The sequence below is a fragment of the Phaeobacter sp. S60 genome, from assembly GCF_000826845.1.
GTDB classification, from domain to species: domain Bacteria; phylum Pseudomonadota; class Alphaproteobacteria; order Rhodobacterales; family Rhodobacteraceae; genus Phaeobacter; species Phaeobacter piscinae.
The window spans coordinates 1-18,375 of record NZ_JSWJ01000024.1 but is presented as its reverse complement, the minus strand read 5'-3'; the positions used below and the strand labels follow the sequence as shown (position 1 = coordinate 18,375).

Genomic DNA, 18,375 nt, shown 5'->3' with positions numbered 1-18,375 from the left:
AAAAAATTTGAAACCATGGAACCATATTTGAACTGGTCGAGTTATCCCACCAGTAACAGCAAGCATTACGCTGACAGAACAAGAGGATGAAAAAAATGAAGAATCTGCTTCTCTCTACCGCGATTGCCCTGACACCTGCGACTGCCGTTCTGGCTGACGGTCACGGCGATATGTTCCGCGCTGAGGTTGATCCGATGGCGATCCATGCGTCCGAATTCATTGGTATGCGCGTTTACCGCGCCGAAAATGGTCAGGAAGCGACCGAATACGCTGGCGTACAGAAAGAGTGGGACGACATTGGTGAAATCAACGATGTGGTGCTGAATCGCGACGGCACCGTGGATTCCGTTCTGGTTGATATCGGCGGCTTCCTCGGCATGGGCGAAAATCAAGTCGCCGTGGATATGAAATCGGTGAAATTTGTCGCCGACAGTTCCACTGCCGAAGACCTGAACGACTTCTTCCTGGTGATGGAGGCTTCGGCCGATGCGCTGAAAGAGGCGCCGACCTATGATTGGACCCGCCAGGTGAGCGCGGACGTCGAGGAGATGAAGCAGGAGACCACTGCGGCTGCCGGCGAAATCAAGGACGACGCGGATGCATTGGTAGACGATGCCGAGCAGACAGCTGAATCCGCTTTTGACGCGACCAAGGATCCCTTCACCCGAGAGGGCTTCGTGACGGCATCCACAACAGATCTGACCAGCGAGCAGCTGACCGGTGCACCGCTCTATGACAGCAAGGATGAGTGGATCGGTGAGGTTTCGCAAATCAATCTGACCAGCGACGGCAAGGTGAAGTCGGTTGTTGCGGACATCGGTGGCTTCTTGGGGCTGGGTGAAAAACCCGTAGAGCTGGAGCTGAGCAAGATGGACATTCTGCGCGCCGATGACGGCGACGACCTGCGCGCCTATGTGTCGATGAGCAAGGACGAGCTGGAACAGCTGCCTGATTACGAGAAGTAATCCCAATATGAACCATCGTCAGCGGCGATCTGCCGCTGGCGGTCACTCTTTCGGGGCGTGGTGCTGATGCATCGCGCCCATTATTTCGTCAAGTTCTTCCATATCGACCACTTTTTTTGCGCTAATTAATGACTAAAACTATACCGAACGCCCAACTTTAACGGTCAGTTCAGCATTTCTTGGCCAGATGGGCGTCACTTTCGGCACCGACGACTGGACGGAATTTGCAGGCTCTTTACATCTCCATGATCAGGCAGATCTTGCCAGTGATACTATCAGGCATCTTTTTGTCCCTCGCGAGTACGGCGACAGCGGAGCCGATCCGAATGACCTACGAGGAATTCCACCCGTATTCCTTTACTGACGCGGCGGGGCAGCCGCAGGGTATGTCCATTGATATCATGCGCCGGATTGCCGATACGGCCGGGCGCAAGGTGGTGTTCCTGCCCAATCGCAACCCGGCAGGCATGCTGGAGGAACTGCGCAGCGGGGCAGCGGAAGTGACCTCGTTGCTGGCGCTGACCCCGGAACGGCTGGCGGCGGGACTGGCAACACAGAAGTTGGGCGCCTTTGAATTACAGGTGTTTGTGCGGGGTAGTGGCTCCATTCAAAATCTTGGCGATCTGACCGGAACCACTGTCGGCGTGGTGCGAGGCAGTTTCGCGATTTCCGGTGCGCGATTGATCCCCTTCGCAAATCTGGTGGAATTTGAGACGACTGACGATCTGATCCTGCCCTTGCTGACGGGCGAGATTGACGCCGTGGTGTCGGCGCATAATAGCTTTCTGATGCGGCTGCGCATGGCCGAAGTTGAAGATCGGATTGCGCCGCTGTCACCCCCGCTGGTGACCAGCGCATACGGGTTTGTGGTCGCGGCGGACAATGAGCCGCTGCGCGCGCAGCTGAATGCGGCGATCGATAGCAGCATATCGGCTGAGTTCCTGGCCAAGCTGGAGCAGACTTGGTTTGGCCGGTCGCGCACGCTTTGGGATAATGTGCTGGTGCGTTGGGGATTGCTGATTTCGGCGGCAATGCTGGCTGCGATCCTGGTGCTGGGCTACTGGTTTTTCTACTATAGAAACCAATCGGCTGAGCTGACGCGGGACCGGGCCAGTGATCAGCTGTTGATCGGTGCATTGGATGAGGTGGCGGCGGCGATCGTTATCTTTGATAGCGATCTCAAGGCGATCCATTGGAACCACGGGTTCGAAGTTATCTTTCCCAGCATGGTACCATCGTTAAAAAAAGGCGCAACGATGCGCCAGATGATCCTTCAATCCTATTTTGATGGCACTATTCAGAATGATCTGAGCGACGCTGAGATCCTGAAAAAGGTGGACGGCATCATTGAAGCGCTGCACCGCGGCCAGAGTGAAATGCGCAAAGTGAGGACCCAGGATGGACGGGTGTTTCAGGCGCGCGATGTCAGATTGGGCGCGGGACATTTCGCGTCTTTGCGGGTGGATGTGACCCAGTTGCAGCACCAGCAGGACACCATTGCGCAGCAGGCGGTTTCGCTCGAGGTGGCGAATGAAGAGCTGCGCACCTTTTCCGCCATCGCGGCGCATGATCTGAAGGCGCCGCTGTTCAGCCTGCTCAATCTGATCGAGTTCATGGCCGAAGATATGGAGGAGGCAGGCATCACCCTGCCGCAGGATGTTGAGGCCAATTGGTTGCAGATGGAACGGCTGTCCCATCGGATGATGCGGCTGGTTCAGGATCTTCTGGTCTATACAACCACCCAAAGCGAAAGCCACCGGTCCGAAGTGATCGAGCCGTCGCCGCGCCTCCAGGAGGTGCTGGATCTGGCGGGCCCGCGCGAAGGGATCGAGGTGATCATCGAGGCCAACATGCCCCATCTGCGGGTCAATCCCATCGCCTTTGACATGGTGATGCGCAATCTGATCGTGAATGCGTTGCAGCACCATGACCGGAACCGCGGCACCATTATTCTCAGCGCGCAGAGCGACGGTGACGTGGTAACACTGTCGCTGCAGGATGACGGCCCGGGCATCCCGGAAGAGCATCGTGAGCAGATTTTTGCACCGTTCCACCGGTTGTCTGCCTCGACCGAGGGCAGCGGGCTTGGGCTCGCCTTTGTTAAGAAAACGGTGGAGAGCTGGGGTGGCAATGTGCAGGTCCGGCCGGCACAGCCACGCGGGGCGGTATTCGAGGTGAGTTTTCCGCGCTCTGCGATGCAAAGTGAAACTGTAGACCTGCGGCAAACAGCGGGCTAGGGCGATACGGCACTGCGGCGCTCGCCGGCGGGGGCTGCGATCGGCCAGGGATCGCCGATCCTGTGAGCGGGGCGTGCGGGGGTCGGGTCGGTGCATTGACTCTTCTTCCGGGCGCTCGCTACAGAAAGGACAAAATTGGGACAAAACTAAGACAAACACCGCGGCAATTCTGCGGGGTGGGTCTCCCGGTTTGGGGATCGGGATCGCCGGTTACAGTTTCGGCTGTGGCGACGGATCCGGTGCCACCTATCACGCAACATCCCCGGGGCGGAGTTGGATATGACAGAACAGCAGAGCTTCTCGACCGCGCCCGCGCAAGGGTCGGAAGAGCTGACCGTTGCGCTGCATATCGGCGCGCCGTTCACCGATGAGGATCAGCTGGTCTGGTCCCTGCGCAAGGATGCAGGGCGGCTGCTGAAGGAGGGTGTGCTGGTGCGGCGTCCGGGCACCTATCTGAAGGAGCTGACCGATCTGAAAGGGCGTGCTGCAAAGGAAGGTGTGGGCGAACTGGAATGTGAGGCATTTCTCGATGGGGTGCTGCGCGAGGCGGATGTGTCGCGGGTGGTGTTGTCGATGTCGAGCGTTCTGGGCGTACCGGCCTGGATGCTGAACGGCGGGCGCCTGTACAAGAACGCCGGGGCCAATACCGCCGCGCTGCGCGCGGTGTTTCCGCAGACACGCTGTGAGTTTTTCCTGGGCCTGTGCAATCCGGCGACACTGGTGCCCACCGCCTTTGGTGCGCAGTCGCAGAAGGACTGGTACGGGTTTGCCGGGGATACGGATCTGATGGAGCTGCGCTGGTCCGAGGTGGTCGGCGATATCCTGAGCGCCAATCCCGATTGCGGCATCACCGTCTGGTGCAACGAAGAAACCCCGGTGGTGTGGCCGCGGGTGTTGGGGCAGATCACCGGGCAGGGGGCGGGCTACCGCTTTGCCGGTGAGACGGATATTCTGCGGCAGGCGATGACCGAAGAAGGCACCCGGCGGCTGGAGGCCTATCTGACCGCACGCCCGCAGCTGAGCGAGGCACAGCGCGATCAGGTTCGGGAGCTGTTCCTGTCCTATTTTCACTCCGAAGATGCGGTAGAGGAAGAAATCGACCTGCCCGGCTGGTCGCAGGGTTTTGTCGATACGATGACGGATCGCTACTTCGAGGATGTCGAGTTGATCCGCAACATTCCCGGTGTCACGGTGATCGGCTGATCCACCCCCGGCGCCGCTGATCCGCGTGCCGGGAGCAGAGCGCCCTATGTCACTCTCTGGTCAGTCTTCGTGGGCGGAGGTCCGCATGCGGGCCAGATGTTCGTCCCATCCCTTATCCAGCGCCAGCAACAGATCGAAGGCCTCAACCCCCTGCGGCAGCCCGGTGTGGCTAAGCGATAGATTGGTGCCGCCGGGCACCTCTGTCAGGGTCCAGGAGACGGTGCTGGTCTGATCGCCCATTGGCGCGATGGTGAAACTATACTCAAGCCGGGTGTACGGCTCGGCCAGATGCACCTCACCCCACATCAGCCTCTTGCCGCTTTCGGTGCCGAACATTTCATAGGGGCCTTCGACCAGCGGGGTCTTGGGCTTGTGAAACCAGATCGCCAGTTTCTCCGGTTCGGTCAGATAGGCCCAGACCTGGGCCGGGGCGGCCCGCAGATAGATGGATTTGCGCAGGATCGTATCGGTCATTGGATGTCCTTTTCGATTTCGGATTTCAGCGTCGCAAGGCGGTCGTCCCAGAAGGCATCGAAGAAGCCGAACCAGTCGAACACCTGTCGCAGCCCGTCCGTATTGAGGCGATTGAGGCGGGCGCGCCCTTCGGTACGGACCGAGATCAGATTGCCCTCGTCCAGAATGGTGAGATGTTTTTTCACTGCTGCACGGGTCATCTGAAAATTCTCGGCCACCTCGGCGATGGTCAGACTGTCCTGTGCCAGAAGCCGCAGAATCTGGCGACGGGTCGGATCGGCGAGAGCGCGAAAGGCCATCTGCTCAGTCAATTGTTCTGGCGGCTTATCGGGCGGGTGTGTCGGCGATGGGTGCGGTGGCGCCTGGGTCATAGCGGTCTTTGCTCCCTTTTGTGATACCTAATGGTATCTTTTTATATGAAACCGTTTGGTTCTATGTCAAGCGAGTCGGTAGCGGATCTGCGCTGAGATGGCCGATCTGAAGGCGAAAATTCCCTGTCCGGCGTCCTGTCCTGCCGGGACGGGCAGGGTTCACGTCCTGTCCGGCCCGGTTGGACGACAGGGGCGCGAGGGTCTGTCACAGCTGTGTCCAAGGTGGCCGATGCGCTGCCCCGATGACCCGCTGTTGTCGCCCACCCCGATATCTGGCCAGAGAGAGACCGCGCCATGCTCAGACCTTCTTTTCATCCCCGTCACCTGACCGCAGCCCTGCGACAGTATCGGCGCACTGTGCCCCTGCTGCCGGTGGTGGTCTGCATCGCGCTGGGGCTTGCCATCGGGGTGTCACCCGCGACCCGTGCCGGCGCCGGTGCTGATGATATCCAGCCGCGCGATGGTCATTGGCTGGCGCTGATGCAGTTCCGCTCGGTCAGTGGCTGTTCAGCCACCCTGCGGCGCGAGATTGAGGCCGATGCCGAGGATGAGGTGCTGTATTCCAAGCCGCTGGCCTTTTCCACGCCGTTGGACCTCAACCATCTTAATGCGGCCTGGGAGGTCGATATCGACTGGACCCGCACCAGCCCCAACCGCTGGGAAGGGGTGATGACAGAGGTTGAGCGCACCCTGTTTGGCAAGGTCACAACGGTGACCGCGCTGAAGACACGGGTGATTTCGGAGGGGCTGATTGATCAGAAGGCGGTGGCCACGATCACCTTTCCGCCGCGCATCGCCCGGCAGATCGGCTCTGCGGAGCCCTGTGTGGTGCACGCCGATATCACCCATCGGCGGCGCTGATCCGCGCCGGAACGGCTGTCCGTTGTCCGGATGTGTCCGCACGGACAGGGATCTGCGCCCGCGCCTGACGGTTGAGACGATCCCTATCTGGCGCCTGATCTAAAGACGCCGAATACCATGCTTTCATTCGCCCCGACGCTTGCTGCGGAACACGCGCAGCGGGGGGCAAATCACAGATACCCAACCAAGACCTGAAAAAGGATACGACAATGAAACTTCAACGCAGCGCCGCTCTCGTGACCGCGTGTTTTCTGGCGGGCGCATCAGGCGCCGCCGCTGAGGGGCTGTTTGCCAACGGGCAGTTCACCCTTGGGCTGGGGGCGTTTGCGGCCTCCGATCAGTATAAAGGCGAAGGCACAGAGGCCGCCGCGCTGCCGTTTGTGTCTTATGACAGTGATCGGTTGCATATCGGCTGGGACGGGGTCGCCTATCATTTCCTGAACAGTGAGGATCTGGAGGTCTCGGTGCGTGTGGGCGCAGGTGAGAAACCGGATTTCCCGGAGAACAAGCCGCTGTTTGCCGGGTTGAAGCGCAGCACCCCGATTGAGGCCGGGTTTGATGTCACCTATCGGTTTGACGGTTTCTATGTGGCCGGTAGCGCGATGGCAGATGTCTCCAACGAGCATGACGGCTATCACGTCGAGGCCAAGTTCGGGACCGAGTTCCAGATGGGCCAGCTGGGGGTCGATATCGGCGCTGGGGCGCGGATGCGGGACGGCAAGCTGAACAACTTCCTTTACGGAGTGTCCGCGAGCGAGGCAAACGCGCAGCGCGCCGCCTATGATGTCGGCTCCACCACTGAACCCTTTGTCGATATGACCGTGATCTATCCAATCAGCGACACAGTCTCGGTGCTGGGTACGGTGGATTATCAACTGGTCGACAAGAAGGTGCACGACAGCCCGCTGACCAACAACAAGGATCGCTATTCGGTTGGGCTTGGCCTGATCTACAGCTTCTGATCCATGGCCACCCCGCGTTATGCGAACCAGCAGGGTAGGGCAGAGGGGGCGCGGCGTGACACCGCGTCTCCGGCAGGCTCTGCTGCCGCTGTGCCACCGATCTCTGCCGTGAACGAGACGTCCCCAACGTCGCAGGCTGCTGCTGAGACGCCCGCCCCGACTGTACCCCCAGCGGCGCCGGACCCTCAGGTGATCCGGCCTGCAACGGCATCTGTGGCACAGCCCGCCTCAGCCCCGCAGCTCCCCGGCTGCGCGGGCGGGGCGGATCCTGCGGGGTTGGAATTTGTCAGCGACCCGGAGGCCAAATGGCCGCCGCGCCTGGCGGCGCTGATTTGCGCCGGGCTGGTGATCTGGATGGCGGCGGGTCTGGTTTGGCCCGCCGCCCCTGTGGCAGGCGGCGGTGAGACGAAAACTCCCACAATAGAACCTGTTTCGGTTGCGGTGCGCCTGTCACAGGCCGCCCCGGTGATCCGGATGCTGCGTGTCGAAGGGGTCAGCAAACCCGACCGGGACGCGACCCTGAGGGCGGAGATGTCCGGCCATGTGGCCCGCGTTGCGGTGACCAAGGGCGCGCGGGTAGAGGCGGGGCAGCTCCTGGCCAGCTTGCAGCCTGCGCAGCGCACAGCGTCGCTGGCGCGGGCGGAGGCGTCGGTGCTGCGGGCCGAACGCGATCATACCCGCGCCGCCGCGCTGCATCAGCGCGGGTCCAGCACGGAACAGCGGCTGAGCGAGGCGCGCGAGGCGCTGGCCGTGGCCAAGGCGGATCTGGCCGCCGCCCGTCAGAGCCTTGCAGAGACGCGCATCACCGCACCCTTTGCCGGTCATCTGGAGGCGTTCGACCTCACCCCCGGTGCCTATGTGCAGGAGGGGGCGGCAGTGGCGCGGGTGGTGGCGCTGGATCCGCTAAGGGTGAGTTTTCAGGTGCCGCAACACCAGCGGGGATCCTTGCGTGCGGGGGCCGTGGCGCAGGTGCGGTTTTTGAACGGGAACAGCGCCGAGGGGCGTCTGAGTTTTCTGGGGCAAAGCGCGCAGGCCGATACCCGCAGCTTCGCCGCTGAGGTGGTGCTGAACAATCCGCCCCAATCCAATGCGCCCCCGATCCCGGCGGGGATCAGCGCCCGGATTGCGGTGCCGCTGGACGTTGTGCAGGCGCATTTTCTGTCTCCCGCGCTGCTCTCTCTGGATATGGCCGGGGTGCTGGGCATCAAGAGCGTCGATGACGCGGATCGCGTGGTCTTTACCCCGGTGGAGATCGTCCAGTCCGAACGGGATGGCGTCTGGGTCAGCGGGCTGCCGGATCAGCTGCGGCTGATCACGGTGGGGCAGGGATTTGTCACCGCAGGCGAGGTGGTGCGCCCCCGAGAGGCGGCGGCCACCACGGGACAGGCTGCAAGCGCGGAGGCGCGGCGATGAGGGGGTGTCTCGCGGTGATATTTGCCCGCAGCCGGGCGGTGATCCTGATCTTTGCGGCGCTGCTGTGCGGTGGCGCCTATGCCTACGTCAGTATTCCGAAGGAAAGCAATCCGGATATTCCGATCCCCTTTGTCTATGTCAGCACCAGCCTGTCGGGCATCTCGCCGGAGGACAGCGAGCGGCTGCTGGTGAAGCCGCTGGAAACCGGGCTGAGCGGGCTGGCGGATCTGAAGGAGATGAAGGGCCATGCCTATGAGGGCTATGCCAGCGTGACGCTGGAATTTGAGGCGGGCGCCGATGTGGCCGAGGCGCTGGACCGGGTGCGCGTGGCGGTGGATCAGGCCCGCCCCGACCTGCCGGAGGCCGCGACCGAGCCGGTGGTGGTGGAGATCAACACGGCGCTGTTTCCGGTGCTGACCACGGTGCTGTCCGGTCCGGTACCGGAGCGCAGCCTGAACCGCATGGCGCGGGAGCTGGAAACCCGGCTGGAGGCGCTGACCGGCGTGCTGGAGGTTGATATCGGTGGCGGGCGGTCGGATCTGCTGGAGGTGCTGATCGATCCGGTTGCCTTTGCCACCTATGGGCTGTCGTTTGAGGCGCTGGTGGGTCAGATCAACCGCAACAATGCGATGATTGCTGCCGGGGCCATCGACGGGGCCGCCGGGCGCTTTGTGCTGAAGGTGCCGGGGCTGGTTGATGGGGCGGCAGATCTGATGCAGATGCCGGTGAAGGTGGAGGGCGGCGCGGTGGTGACGCTTGGCGATATCGCGGTGGTGCGGCGCCGGTTTGAGGACCCCCGCAGCTTTGCCCGGATCAACGGTCAGCCCGCGCTGACGCTGGATATCACCAAACGCAGCGGCGCCAATATCATCGAGACTGTGGCGGCGGCAAAGGCGGTGATTGCCGCCGCGCAGCAGGACTGGCCGCAGAGCGTCCATATCGATTATCTGCTGGATGAGAGCCGCGAGGTGGAGACCATGCTGGGCGATCTGGAGGCCAATGTGGTGGCGGCCATCGTGCTGGTGATGCTGGTGGTGATCTATGCGTTGGGGTTACGGCCGGCGCTGCTGGTCGGGCTGTCGATCCCCGGTGCGTTTCTGGCCGGTGTGGCGCTGCTTTGGGCGATGGGGATCACCATGAACATCGTGGTGCTGTTTTCGCTGATTCTGGTGGTCGGAATGCTGGTGGATGGCGCCATTGTCACCACGGAGCTGGCCGACCGCTACCTGCAGGAGGGCCGGACAGCGGCCGAGGCCTACCGCGCGGCGGCGGGGCGTATGGCGGGGCCGTTGCTGTCCTCCACCGCAACCACGCTCAGCGTGTTTGTGCCGCTGCTGTTCTGGACCGGTACCACCGGTGAGTTCATGAAATTCCTGCCGATCACCGTGATCGTGACACTTGCCGCATCGCTGTTGATGGCGCTGGTGTTCATTCCGGTGCTGGGCGGGGTGATCGCGCGTCGGTCCCCGCAAACTGCGGCGGCAAAACAGGCACTCCATGCGGCGGAACATGGCGATCCGCGTCTGGGGCGCGGGATGGCCGGGATCTATGCGCGGATGTTGCAGCGGGCGCTGCTGTTTCCCGGCACCACCGTGCTGTTGAGCCTTGCGCTGTTGCTGGGGACGTTTGGGCTTTATGGGAAATACGGGGCGGGGCTGACGTTTTTCCCCGAAATAGAGCCTGATTTCATGCAGGTGCAGCTGCGCGCGCGGGACAATTTTTCAATCCATGAGCGTGATGCGCTGGTGCGCGTGGTGGAGGATCAGCTGTTGCAGACCGAGGGCATCACCAGCGTTTACGCGGTGGCCTCGCTTGGCGGGGGCGATGATCTGGACCTGATCGGCACCATCCAGCTGGAGCTGGACCCCTGGGACCAGCGCCCGCCCGCCGCTGAAATTGGCGCGGGGATCCGTGCCGAGGTGGCGGATCTGCCGGGGGTAGAGGTACGAGTGGAGACCGAGGACGACGGGCCAAGCGGCGACAAGCCACTGGATCTGCACATCACTGCCCGTGACCCCTCCGTGGCGGAGGCTGCGGTGGCACAGATCCGCGAGATCATGACCGGGATCGGTGGTTTCACCGATGTGGCCGACAGTCGGGCGCTGCCGGGGGTGGAATGGCGGATCGAGATCGACCGCGCCGAGGCCGCGCGCTATGGCGCCGACCTCAATCTTCTGGGCCAGACGGTGCAATTGCTGACCCATGGCGTCATGGTGACCAGTTTTCGTCCCGACGATGTGGCGGAGTCGGTGGATGTGCGGGTGCTGACGCTGTCGGCCAATGTGGCGCCGGGGCTGCTGGCGGATGCGCAGATCGAACGGCTGCGCCAGGCGATGGCGGTGGCGGATCTGCCCGACGGGGCCAGCTGGCGGTTCAAGGGCGAGGCAGAGGAACAGGATGCGGCGATGCGGTTTCTCATCCTTGCGTTTGTGACGGCGGTTGTGCTGATGGCGGTGATCCTGATTGCGCAGTTCAACAGCTTCTATCAGGCGGCGGTGGTGATGTCGGCGATCATCTTCTCCATCGCGGGGGTGCTGTTGGGGCTGCTGGTGGCAGGGCGGCCGTTTGGTGTGGTGATGGGGGGCATCGGGGTGATTGCGCTGGCGGGCATCGTGGTGAACACCAATATCGTGCTGATCGACACCTATAACGCACAGCGCCGCGCCGGGCAGTCCCCTTGTGAGGCGGCGCTGCGGGCGGGGGCGCTGCGGCTCAGGCCGGTGGTGCTGACCTCGCTGACAACGGTGCTGGGGCTGATGCCGATGGTGCTGGGGATGAAGCTGGATCTGCTGACCGGCAGCATGGTGTTTGGCGCGCCCTCCAGCCAGTGGTGGACCGAACTGTCGACGACCATTGCGGGCGGGCTGGTGGCGGCGACGCTGCTGACGCTGCTGGTCACCCCGGCGATGCTGGTGCTGGGCGCGCGCGGTCAGCAACGGCGGGCACGTCGTCGGGCGGCACGGCGAGGACTTGGTGCTGAGGCCACGGCATGAACGGGCCTGTCTGCACCGCACCACCGGCGGGGCGGGGCGCTTATGGTACCGCCCCGGCGCGCGCCATCACCGCCCCGGATCTGCGGCGGCGCGGCTGGCTCTGAGGGCAGAGGGGGTGGTGTTCATCTCGCGTTTGAAGGCGTTGTAGAAGGACGAGCGAGAATTGAAGCCGACATCATGCGCAATCACCAGAATGGTTTCATCGGTGTCATGCAGCTGCGTCACCGCGTCCTGAATGCGCCATTTGTTGACGTAGTCGAAGAAATTCGACTGCAGCGTCATATTCAGCGTCTGCGACACGTAGTTCGAGGTCACGCTGATATGTTTGGCCAGATCCCAGAGCGACAGGTTGGGATCACGGTAGAGCATATCCCTGGTCATGGCGCGTTCGATCTTGGTGGCGATGCGGGCCGCGTGATCATCGGTGAGGGCGGAGCGCTCGTATTTTGCGGCGGCCAGCTCCCGGTCGGTGGCGGGCGGCGTGTCGCCACCGGGTTTGGGCATCAGACCTGGCTGTTGCCGCACCCCCCAGATGCCGATCACCCAGGTGATGGCAAGGCTGGTCAGCCCATTGGTCAGGTCGGAGGCGTCGCTGAACAGCTGGAACATCTCAATTTCGAAGAGGTCGGCGAGGATCTCGGCGATGCTGATCAGAAGATAGGCGCCGACGGTGGTGGTGATCCACCAGACCCAGGTCAGCTCGCGATCCTCGGTGGTGGCAAACAGATCCTTCAGCCGTGCGCGATATCGCGACAGCATTTTCATGATCAATATCAGATAGAGCGTCACCTGAATGTAGAACAAGATCTCGACCAGTTGGAAGTAGATCAGGATCGCTTGGATGTATTGGCTGAGGTCGGCGAACTCCAGATCGTTCTGGGCGAACAGGGATTTCGGAATGGTCCAGAACAGCACCACCATGCTGATCGCCAGTAGGATGGGCACCGCATGCCAGAGTCTTTGGCGGATCGGCGGGCCGTCATCCTCCGATGTGAGGGCGCGGACATAAAGCCACAGCAACAGCGGCTGAGCAAAGACAGCGGGCACATGCAGGCTGTTGAACCGAGAAATCAGATAATCATAGGCCTCATCGGCGACCACCAAATCCACGATGACAAGTATTTCGCTGACCGATTGGGTCACGAAGAACAGCGCCAGCGGTACATAGACGCGCTGGTGGCGTTGATGCAGCAGCAGTTGATTGGTGCAGAACAGCGCCATGCCAAGGTGAAACGCCGACAAGGCCAGCAGATATTTATCGTCGACCATCGCGCGCCCGATCCTCAAAATCCCTCTCAGGGCTTTAGCAGTGGGCGGCGGCAAGGGACAGATCTGCGGGCGGTATCCCTGTCCTTGCCAGCAGGGAAGAACGCCGGACAGGGGCGAAGATGGGTCTTGGCGGCGGGCTAGAGCGGGGCGTCGTGGTCCGGGGTACGCTCTGCCGCAGCGAGCACGCGGATCGCCTCGACCCGGTTGCGGACGTTCAGTTTGCGGTAGATGGAATTGGCGTATTCCGACACGGTATGCGGTGAAATCTTGCAGACCGCCGCGCATTCCTTGGAGGTGAGGCCCTGGCTGAACAGATATAGCACCTCCCGTTCTCGCGGGCTGAGCCGGGTTAGGGCGGCCGGGGGCGGCGCGATCAAGGATCGGTCAAATCCGGCGGCCTCCGCATCCGGTTCGGCTGGATGAGGGGTGGGGGTGCTCTGGCGCAGCTCCTCCATACGGCGGTGAATGATCAGGCAGAGAAACCGCAGGCTGTCAGTCTTGCCCGCCACATGCGCGATGAAGCTGTCGCGCGTCCGCGCGGTGCCGAGGTTGAAACCGCCAAACCGATCTGACCCCTGCAGCCGCACCGGGATGGCAATGCCGGCGCGAAACCCGGTCTTGACCGAGGCCTCTTGGATGAAGGCCCTTTCCTCGGACCCCAGATAGGGGTGGTCGGAGAGGAATTCCGTGCCGGTGAACTGTGGCTCATAGCTGTTGCAGCAATGATCCAGAAACGGATCCTGATGGCTCGGCAGCTGTTCATAGATCTGTGGCAGGTTGGTGTGGATATGGGGATGGCTGCGATCGCCCTCCACGGTGAGGTAGATGGCATAGTCAAAGCCCATGGTGGCAAAGATCCGCAAGGCCTGCGCCCACAGCGCATCGGTGCTGTTGCAGCGTTCCAGACTGTCGATGTCGGTCCAATCCACAGAGATACCCCCTAATGTTAAGGGATAACACCTGCCCCGCGCCATTGCTAGCTTGGCCAAGGTGTTGCGTGTACCTCGCGCCGATTCTCGGACTGCTTCGGCTGAGGGCGCACGCGGTTCTGGTGACCTGCTGTGAGTGGCGGGGCATCCTTTTGTTTTTGTTAGACCGTGCTTTTGGTGTGAGGCCGGTGCGCGGCGGGGCAAAGACAGCAAAGCCTGATGGGCCTGTCCAGACGTCGCATTTCCGCATGGCGTATGGTCGGGGGAGGCGCAGGGGAGGGGCGAATTTAGCGGCCTTCACCACTGCCAGGGCCGTGGCATCGCTCGCCGGGGGGCAGGCCACGGCCAATTGGCGGCAGTTTTCCAGTGTTGGCAGTCTCCCCGCGTGCCCCCTTCCTCGCTACGGTGACTTGATTAGAGAGCGTATTCAGATCATATTGATGTCAATATTGATTTGAATAAGGGCGCCAATCTCCTCATGTCACAGATCTGGCAAACGTCGTCCTGGCCGCGATTTGGCTATGACCACGCACGTATTGAACCGGAACTGGCCCGCGCCGCCGAAGCGGTGGGCGAGGTGACGGGCCTTGTGCATGGGCTTGCGCCGCAGGAACAAGAGGATCTGCTGTTGCGCCAGATCGTGCAGGAGGCGATGGCCTCCTTCGGGATCGAAGGGGTGGCGCTGGATGCCAGCGAGATCGAGGCCTCGGTTGTGGCCTCGCTGCGCCATCGCGACCGGGCGGCGATCTCGCGGCGCTCGGATGCGGTGGCTGAACTGATGCTGACGGCGCGCAAGGCCGATCAGCCGCTGGACGGCGCCCGGATTCTGACCTGGCACCGTCTGTTGTTCACCGGCCTGGAGGTGGAGGATCTGGGCCGCTGGCGGCGGTTCGAAATGGAGATCGTGCGGTCCGCCACGGCGGGGCCGGGCGACGTTCTCTATAAGGCACCACCGCCGGAGCGGCTGGAGGCAGAGATGGCGCAGTTCCTTGATTGGCTGAATGCCGATCAGGGGGTGCCGGTGGCGGTGAAGGCGGCGCTGGCGCATCTGTGGTTTGAATCCATTCACCCGCTGTCAGATGGCAATGGCCGCATTGGGCGCGCCCTGATCGAACATGTGTTTGCCCGCAACCGCGCATTGCCGTTTTCGCTGTCGCGGCAGGTGGAGCGGGACAAGAAGGCCTATTACGAGGCGTTGCAGGCTGGGCGCAGAGAGCGGGCCGGGGGCAATCCGGACACTGGCGCGGCTGAAATTGACGCCACCGAATTTGTGCTGTGGTTTCTGCGTACGCTGACGCGGGCCGCGGCCTCAGCGCGGCAGGAGGCGGCGTTCATCCTGCGCCGCAACCAGTTCTTTCTGCGTTATGCACCGGTGCTGAACGAACGTCAGGCCCATGCGCTGCGCCTGCTGTTTGAGCAGGGGCCGGAGCGGCTGGCGGTCGGCTTAAGCGCCAAATCCTATCGCAAGATCACCAAGACCTCTCCGGCCACCGCCACCCGCGATCTGCGCGCGCTGGAAGCGGCCGGTGTGGTGACGCGGATGGAGGCCGGCGGGCGCTCCACCGCGTATGCGGTTCAGTTCTGATCTGTGGTCAGGCAGGGGCAACAGCAGAGGCCCAGGTCATCGCCTCAAAATCTTCGCGAAAGGCGAAGCGCTTCAGGTGGTTGTCGATGATCTGACGGGCATGATCCAGCTCTTCGGCAGTGGGGGCGGTGACCTCGGCGCGGAGCTGTTGATCCTCGGCGGTCAGGGTCGCAGGCCCCATGCCCAGGGCCACGGTGCCTGTGGTCTCGTGATGGGTGACGGCCACCTTATGGGCGAAATGTTTGCACAGCTGTTGCAGGTATTTGGAGGCATTGGGCGTGTCGAAATGGCCGCTATCCGTGAGCATCTGGCATAATCCTTAGTTTTTCTATCAGATTTGAAAGATAAGGTTTCGCCCACGCGGTGCAAGCCAATTTTCAGAAGGGCATGCGCGGTGCCGGGGACAGGCCAGCATCATCTACAGGATGTATTCTTGCTGACGCGGGCGCGCCCATAGAAAAGGCGCGCCCGCAGGTTATAGAGCGCAGGCGATCAGGCCGCTGCCTCAGAAGGAGACATTGGCCACCAGCGAGACGGAACGGCCCGGCTCTTTCAGTGTGGCAAAGCCGGGGTAATCGCCGCCATAGGTGGCGCGGTCGGCGTATTGACGGTCAAAGACGTTGTTGATCTCGGCGCGGATCGTCACGTTGTCGTAGGCCGCCGGGCGGTATTCGGCAAACAGGTTCAGCACCTCGTAGCCTTCCAGCTTGGTTGTGGCGTCAGCCTCATTCAGCTGCTGGTCGTAGTCGAAGGCCGCATCAATATGGCCACCAACAACCAGGTCCCATTGTGGCAGTTCCTGCTGCACCTCAAGCGCCAGCACCTGACCGATCGGGGCGCCGGAATCCAGCACGTAATAGCTGGAGGTGGCGGCGCCGTTGACGCGGGTTTCGCTGTCGGTGAAGGTCAGCCGCGCAAAGCCGCTGTCCCAGCCATAGGTGGCACCCAGATTGTAGCCCCGGCTTTCAAAATCATAGCTGGTCACTGTCGGGCCTGCGACATCGCGGGTGTCGTCGATCTTGGTCTGGAACACTTCGCCGCCGAGGGTCCAGTTGCCGCTTTGCCAGTCGGCACCGACCACCACATTGCTGGCACGGCGCGGTTTCAGGGCGGAGTAATCCCAGTCGCGGTAGAACAGGAAGTTATCCTCAATCCCGATGCCGCCAAAGACGTTGGAATAGCCGGCCCGCAGCGACAGTGCATCATTGACGTCATAGACGATGGAGAGATTGCCGCTCAGCCCGGAGCTGTCCTGCTCATAGGGGCGGCCGCTCTGGCCAAAATCCTGACCAGTGAAGGCGTTCCAGTCATAACGCAGACCGGCGGAGACCTTCAGCCGGTCACTGGGTTCCAGGCGGGCCTGTGCAAAGACGCCGATGGTCTGGCTGGTCTCGGAGGGGCGGTTGGTGCCCCAATAGTCGCCACTGGCGGAGCTTTTCTGGTCCTGGAAATCGATCCCGGCGGTGATGGTGTCGCTTTCTGACAGGTGGAAACGGTTCTGGAAGGTCGCGGAATAGGTCCGGGTCACACCCACGCTGGTCTCGGCGGTGCCAATGCTGCCGATCTCATTCTCGGAAAAGCCGATGGTCGCGGAGGGATCCCAGTTGCCGCCGCCATTCACGTTCTCATAACGCAGCGAATAGACGGTGCGTTTGGTATCATAGACGGTGTCCAGCGGGTTGAAGGAGGCGGTGCCGAAATTGGCGCGGCGGTTGCGCAGGGCGGTATCCTGCATCTGCTGGCCGGAGAATTCAAACCGGTGCCCGGTGTCGGTCTCATAGGCCAGTTTCAGCAGGCCGGCCGTCAGGTCGCTGCGGGTGCCGTTCACGATGTTGTCGGCACCGTCGGTGTAATCGTCACCGGTCATGCGCTTGCCATAAAGCAGGATTTCGAACCCGTTGGACTGCCCGGCCAGCGTCAGCGAGGTGCCGAAGGTATCGCCATTTTCGCCGTAGCTGAGGCGTGTTTTGCCGCCAATGGCCTGGCCTTCGGTCAGGATATCCTCGGCATCGATGGTTTCCATGACCACCCGGCCAGCCAGCGCGCCGGGGCCTGCATCGGCGGGGGCCACACCGGGATCAACCCGCACGGATTTCATCAGGCCGGGGTCAAAGGCATTGGCGCTGGCGTGGTGGAACACGCGGTTGTTCTGGCTGACGCCGTCCACCTGAACCGCCAGCTTCAGCATGTCGATCCCGTTGACATAGATTTTCTGTGCCACGGGAATGGCGCCGCCGACCGACACGGAGGCGATGCCCGCAAACAGATCCTTGAGATCGCCCATCGCGGCGCGCTCGATTTCAGCATCCGCGACATAGACGGCGGTGGCGCGGTCTGCGGCATCGCCATCGGCATCGCGCTGCTTCACGATGATCGGATCCAGCGACAGGACGCCGTCGTCCTCTGCGTGGCCTTTGGTTGCGGAAAACACCGTCAGGGCCGTGCTGCACAGCAGGCCGGTCAGGAGGATGGATGATTTTTGTGCTGTGGTATGTGCCATGGTAACCCGCGTGATAAACTGGTGTTAGCTGGGGGAACCTGGCTGCGCCCGCTTTGGGGCTGTCGGTCTCATAGTGAGCAATGCGGCCCCGTGCAAGCAGGGCGATAAAATTATTCTTCGGAGAGTGCCCGGACGCTGCGTCATCTGTCACGCGCGCCGGGGCGCGTGCGGGAATGGTCTCTGGACTTTTGCCGTCACCCGGCCTAACAAGCGGGCGATTTTGAGCCAGCCTGATTGCCAGCCGTTATCCATATGACGGGATTGAACAGATGGCAAAATGGACGCGATTGCAGCTGGCGGCTGCGCTGATGCTTGGACTGGCCGGTCCGGCCACGGCAGATCAGACCACAACAGAGACCGACCGCGCCACCGTGCCTGTCATGACGGCGTTGGGCCGGCGGGAGCTGCCTGCGCAGCCGCAGAAAATCGTGGTGCTGGACATCGCCGCCGTCGACACGCTGGCAGCGCTGGAGGTGCCCATCGCGGGGCTGCCGTCGCGGCTTTATGTGGATTATCTGGACAAGCAGCAGGCCGAGGCGGCGCCGATGGGGACGCTGTTTGAGCCGGATTTCGAGGCGATTGCAGGACTGGCGCCGGATCTGATCGTGGCGGG

General features: G+C 62.3%; 14 protein-coding genes and 1 pseudogene. 9 read left to right on the top strand and 6 right to left on the bottom strand.

Annotation, left to right across the window (positions count from 1 at the left end; all coding sequences use genetic code 11):
• The first annotated feature begins 95 nt into the window (after nucleotides 1–95).
• The 3 genes from OO25_RS19280 (at nucleotide 96) to OO25_RS19270 (ending at nucleotide 4,405) form a co-directional block, all read left to right on the top strand.
• Nucleotides 96–965, top strand: coding sequence for a PRC-barrel domain-containing protein (locus OO25_RS19280; RefSeq protein ID WP_040171826.1), 870 nt, complete (start codon nucleotides 96–98; stop codon nucleotides 963–965).
• A gap of 326 nt (nucleotides 966–1,291) precedes the next feature.
• Nucleotides 1,292–3,202 carry a transporter substrate-binding domain-containing protein gene (locus OO25_RS19275; protein ID WP_242407075.1) on the top strand — a complete coding sequence of 637 codons (1,911 nt, stop codon included), beginning with the start codon at nucleotides 1,292–1,294 and terminating at the stop codon, nucleotides 3,200–3,202.
• A gap of 279 nt (nucleotides 3,203–3,481) precedes the next feature.
• Nucleotides 3,482–4,405, top strand: a complete 924-nt coding sequence (locus OO25_RS19270) for a hypothetical protein (RefSeq protein WP_040171822.1) — start codon at nucleotides 3,482–3,484, stop codon at nucleotides 4,403–4,405.
• A 60-nt stretch (nucleotides 4,406–4,465) separates the two neighbouring features.
• Here the strand turns inward: OO25_RS19270 and OO25_RS19265 are convergent, their stop codons facing one another.
• A complete protein-coding gene (locus tag OO25_RS19265; protein WP_040171820.1) occupies nucleotides 4,466–4,879 on the bottom strand; it encodes an SRPBCC domain-containing protein in 414 nt (137 codons plus the stop codon).
• Entirely contained in the window at nucleotides 4,876–5,250 is a 375-nt protein-coding gene (locus OO25_RS19260) for a helix-turn-helix transcriptional regulator (protein ID WP_052465725.1), read from the bottom strand. Before OO25_RS19260 ends, OO25_RS19265 begins: the two co-directional genes overlap by 4 nt.
• Nucleotides 5,251–5,544: 294 nt before the next feature.
• On the opposite strand from OO25_RS19260, the gene OO25_RS19255 reads away from it, so the two are divergent.
• The 4 genes from OO25_RS19255 (at nucleotide 5,545) to OO25_RS19240 (ending at nucleotide 11,479) form a co-directional block, all read left to right on the top strand.
• Nucleotides 5,545–6,111 carry a hypothetical protein gene (locus OO25_RS19255; protein ID WP_242407074.1) on the top strand — a complete coding sequence of 189 codons (567 nt, stop codon included), beginning with the start codon at nucleotides 5,545–5,547 and terminating at the stop codon, nucleotides 6,109–6,111.
• 209 nt (nucleotides 6,112–6,320) lie between these two features.
• Nucleotides 6,321–7,073 (top strand): MipA/OmpV family protein, encoded by a 753-nt coding sequence (locus OO25_RS19250; RefSeq protein WP_040182141.1) that lies wholly within the window; start codon nucleotides 6,321–6,323, stop codon nucleotides 7,071–7,073.
• Nucleotides 7,074–7,076: 3 nt separating this feature from the next.
• Nucleotides 7,077–8,486, top strand: a complete 1,410-nt coding sequence (locus OO25_RS19245; RefSeq protein ID WP_040182140.1) for an efflux RND transporter periplasmic adaptor subunit — start codon at nucleotides 7,077–7,079, stop codon at nucleotides 8,484–8,486.
• Nucleotides 8,483–11,479, top strand: a complete 2,997-nt coding sequence (locus OO25_RS19240) for an efflux RND transporter permease subunit (RefSeq protein ID WP_040182138.1) — start codon at nucleotides 8,483–8,485, stop codon at nucleotides 11,477–11,479. Before OO25_RS19245 ends, OO25_RS19240 begins: the two co-directional genes overlap by 4 nt.
• A gap of 66 nt (nucleotides 11,480–11,545) precedes the next feature.
• Here OO25_RS19240 and OO25_RS19235 read toward each other — a convergent pair whose 3' ends face one another.
• Together OO25_RS19235 and OO25_RS19230 are read right to left on the bottom strand one after the other, a co-directional pair.
• Nucleotides 11,546–12,748 carry an AraC family transcriptional regulator gene (locus OO25_RS19235; protein ID WP_040182135.1) on the bottom strand — a complete coding sequence of 401 codons (1,203 nt, stop codon included), beginning with the start codon at nucleotides 12,746–12,748 and terminating at the stop codon, nucleotides 11,546–11,548.
• Nucleotides 12,749–12,885: 137 nt separating this feature from the next.
• The gene (locus OO25_RS19230) at nucleotides 12,886–13,677 is read right to left on the bottom strand and encodes a LuxR family transcriptional regulator (RefSeq protein WP_242407073.1); all 792 of its coding nucleotides are present in this window, start codon (nucleotides 13,675–13,677) and stop codon (nucleotides 12,886–12,888) included.
• 478 nt (nucleotides 13,678–14,155) lie between these two features.
• On the opposite strand from OO25_RS19230, the gene OO25_RS19220 reads away from it, so the two are divergent.
• Nucleotides 14,156–15,262: a Fic family protein gene (locus tag OO25_RS19220; RefSeq protein WP_040182128.1), complete on the top strand. Its 1,107-nt coding sequence runs from the start codon at nucleotides 14,156–14,158 to the stop codon at nucleotides 15,260–15,262.
• Nucleotides 15,263–15,269: 7 nt separating this feature from the next.
• On the opposite strand, the gene OO25_RS19215 is transcribed toward OO25_RS19220, so the two are convergent.
• Both OO25_RS19215 and OO25_RS19210 read right to left on the bottom strand, forming a co-directional pair.
• Nucleotides 15,270–15,569, bottom strand: coding sequence for a DUF2218 domain-containing protein (locus tag OO25_RS19215; RefSeq protein ID WP_040182125.1), 300 nt, complete (start codon nucleotides 15,567–15,569; stop codon nucleotides 15,270–15,272).
• Nucleotides 15,570–15,767: 198 nt separating this feature from the next.
• Nucleotides 15,768–17,762, bottom strand: coding sequence for a TonB-dependent siderophore receptor (locus OO25_RS19210; protein WP_040182121.1), 1,995 nt, complete (start codon nucleotides 17,760–17,762; stop codon nucleotides 15,768–15,770).
• Nucleotides 17,763–18,031: 269 nt separating this feature from the next.
• Between OO25_RS19210 and OO25_RS19205 the strand changes: the two are divergent.
• Nucleotides 18,032–18,375 (top strand): annotated as a pseudogene (locus tag OO25_RS19205) (iron ABC transporter substrate-binding protein); the annotation flags it as partial.

Coding starts and splice junctions, on each gene's coding strand:
- OO25_RS19280 (WP_040171826.1), top strand. CDS start 96: ATGAAGAATCTGCTTCTCTCTACCGCGATTGCCCTGACACCTGCGACT.
- OO25_RS19275 (WP_242407075.1), top strand. CDS start 1,292: ATGACCTACGAGGAATTCCACCCGTATTCCTTTACTGACGCGGCGGGG.
- OO25_RS19270 (WP_040171822.1), top strand. CDS start 3,482: ATGACAGAACAGCAGAGCTTCTCGACCGCGCCCGCGCAAGGGTCGGAA.
- OO25_RS19265 (WP_040171820.1), bottom strand. CDS start 4,879: ATGACCGATACGATCCTGCGCAAATCCATCTATCTGCGGGCCGCCCCG.
- OO25_RS19260 (WP_052465725.1), bottom strand. CDS start 5,250: ATGACCCAGGCGCCACCGCACCCATCGCCGACACACCCGCCCGATAAG.
- OO25_RS19255 (WP_242407074.1), top strand. CDS start 5,545: ATGCTCAGACCTTCTTTTCATCCCCGTCACCTGACCGCAGCCCTGCGA.
- OO25_RS19250 (WP_040182141.1), top strand. CDS start 6,321: ATGAAACTTCAACGCAGCGCCGCTCTCGTGACCGCGTGTTTTCTGGCG.
- OO25_RS19245 (WP_040182140.1), top strand. CDS start 7,077: ATGGCCACCCCGCGTTATGCGAACCAGCAGGGTAGGGCAGAGGGGGCG.
- OO25_RS19240 (WP_040182138.1), top strand. CDS start 8,483: ATGAGGGGGTGTCTCGCGGTGATATTTGCCCGCAGCCGGGCGGTGATC.
- OO25_RS19235 (WP_040182135.1), bottom strand. CDS start 12,748: ATGGTCGACGATAAATATCTGCTGGCCTTGTCGGCGTTTCACCTTGGC.
- OO25_RS19220 (WP_040182128.1), top strand. CDS start 14,156: ATGTCACAGATCTGGCAAACGTCGTCCTGGCCGCGATTTGGCTATGAC.
- OO25_RS19215 (WP_040182125.1), bottom strand. CDS start 15,569: ATGCTCACGGATAGCGGCCATTTCGACACGCCCAATGCCTCCAAATAC.
- OO25_RS19210 (WP_040182121.1), bottom strand. CDS start 17,762: ATGGCACATACCACAGCACAAAAATCATCCATCCTCCTGACCGGCCTG.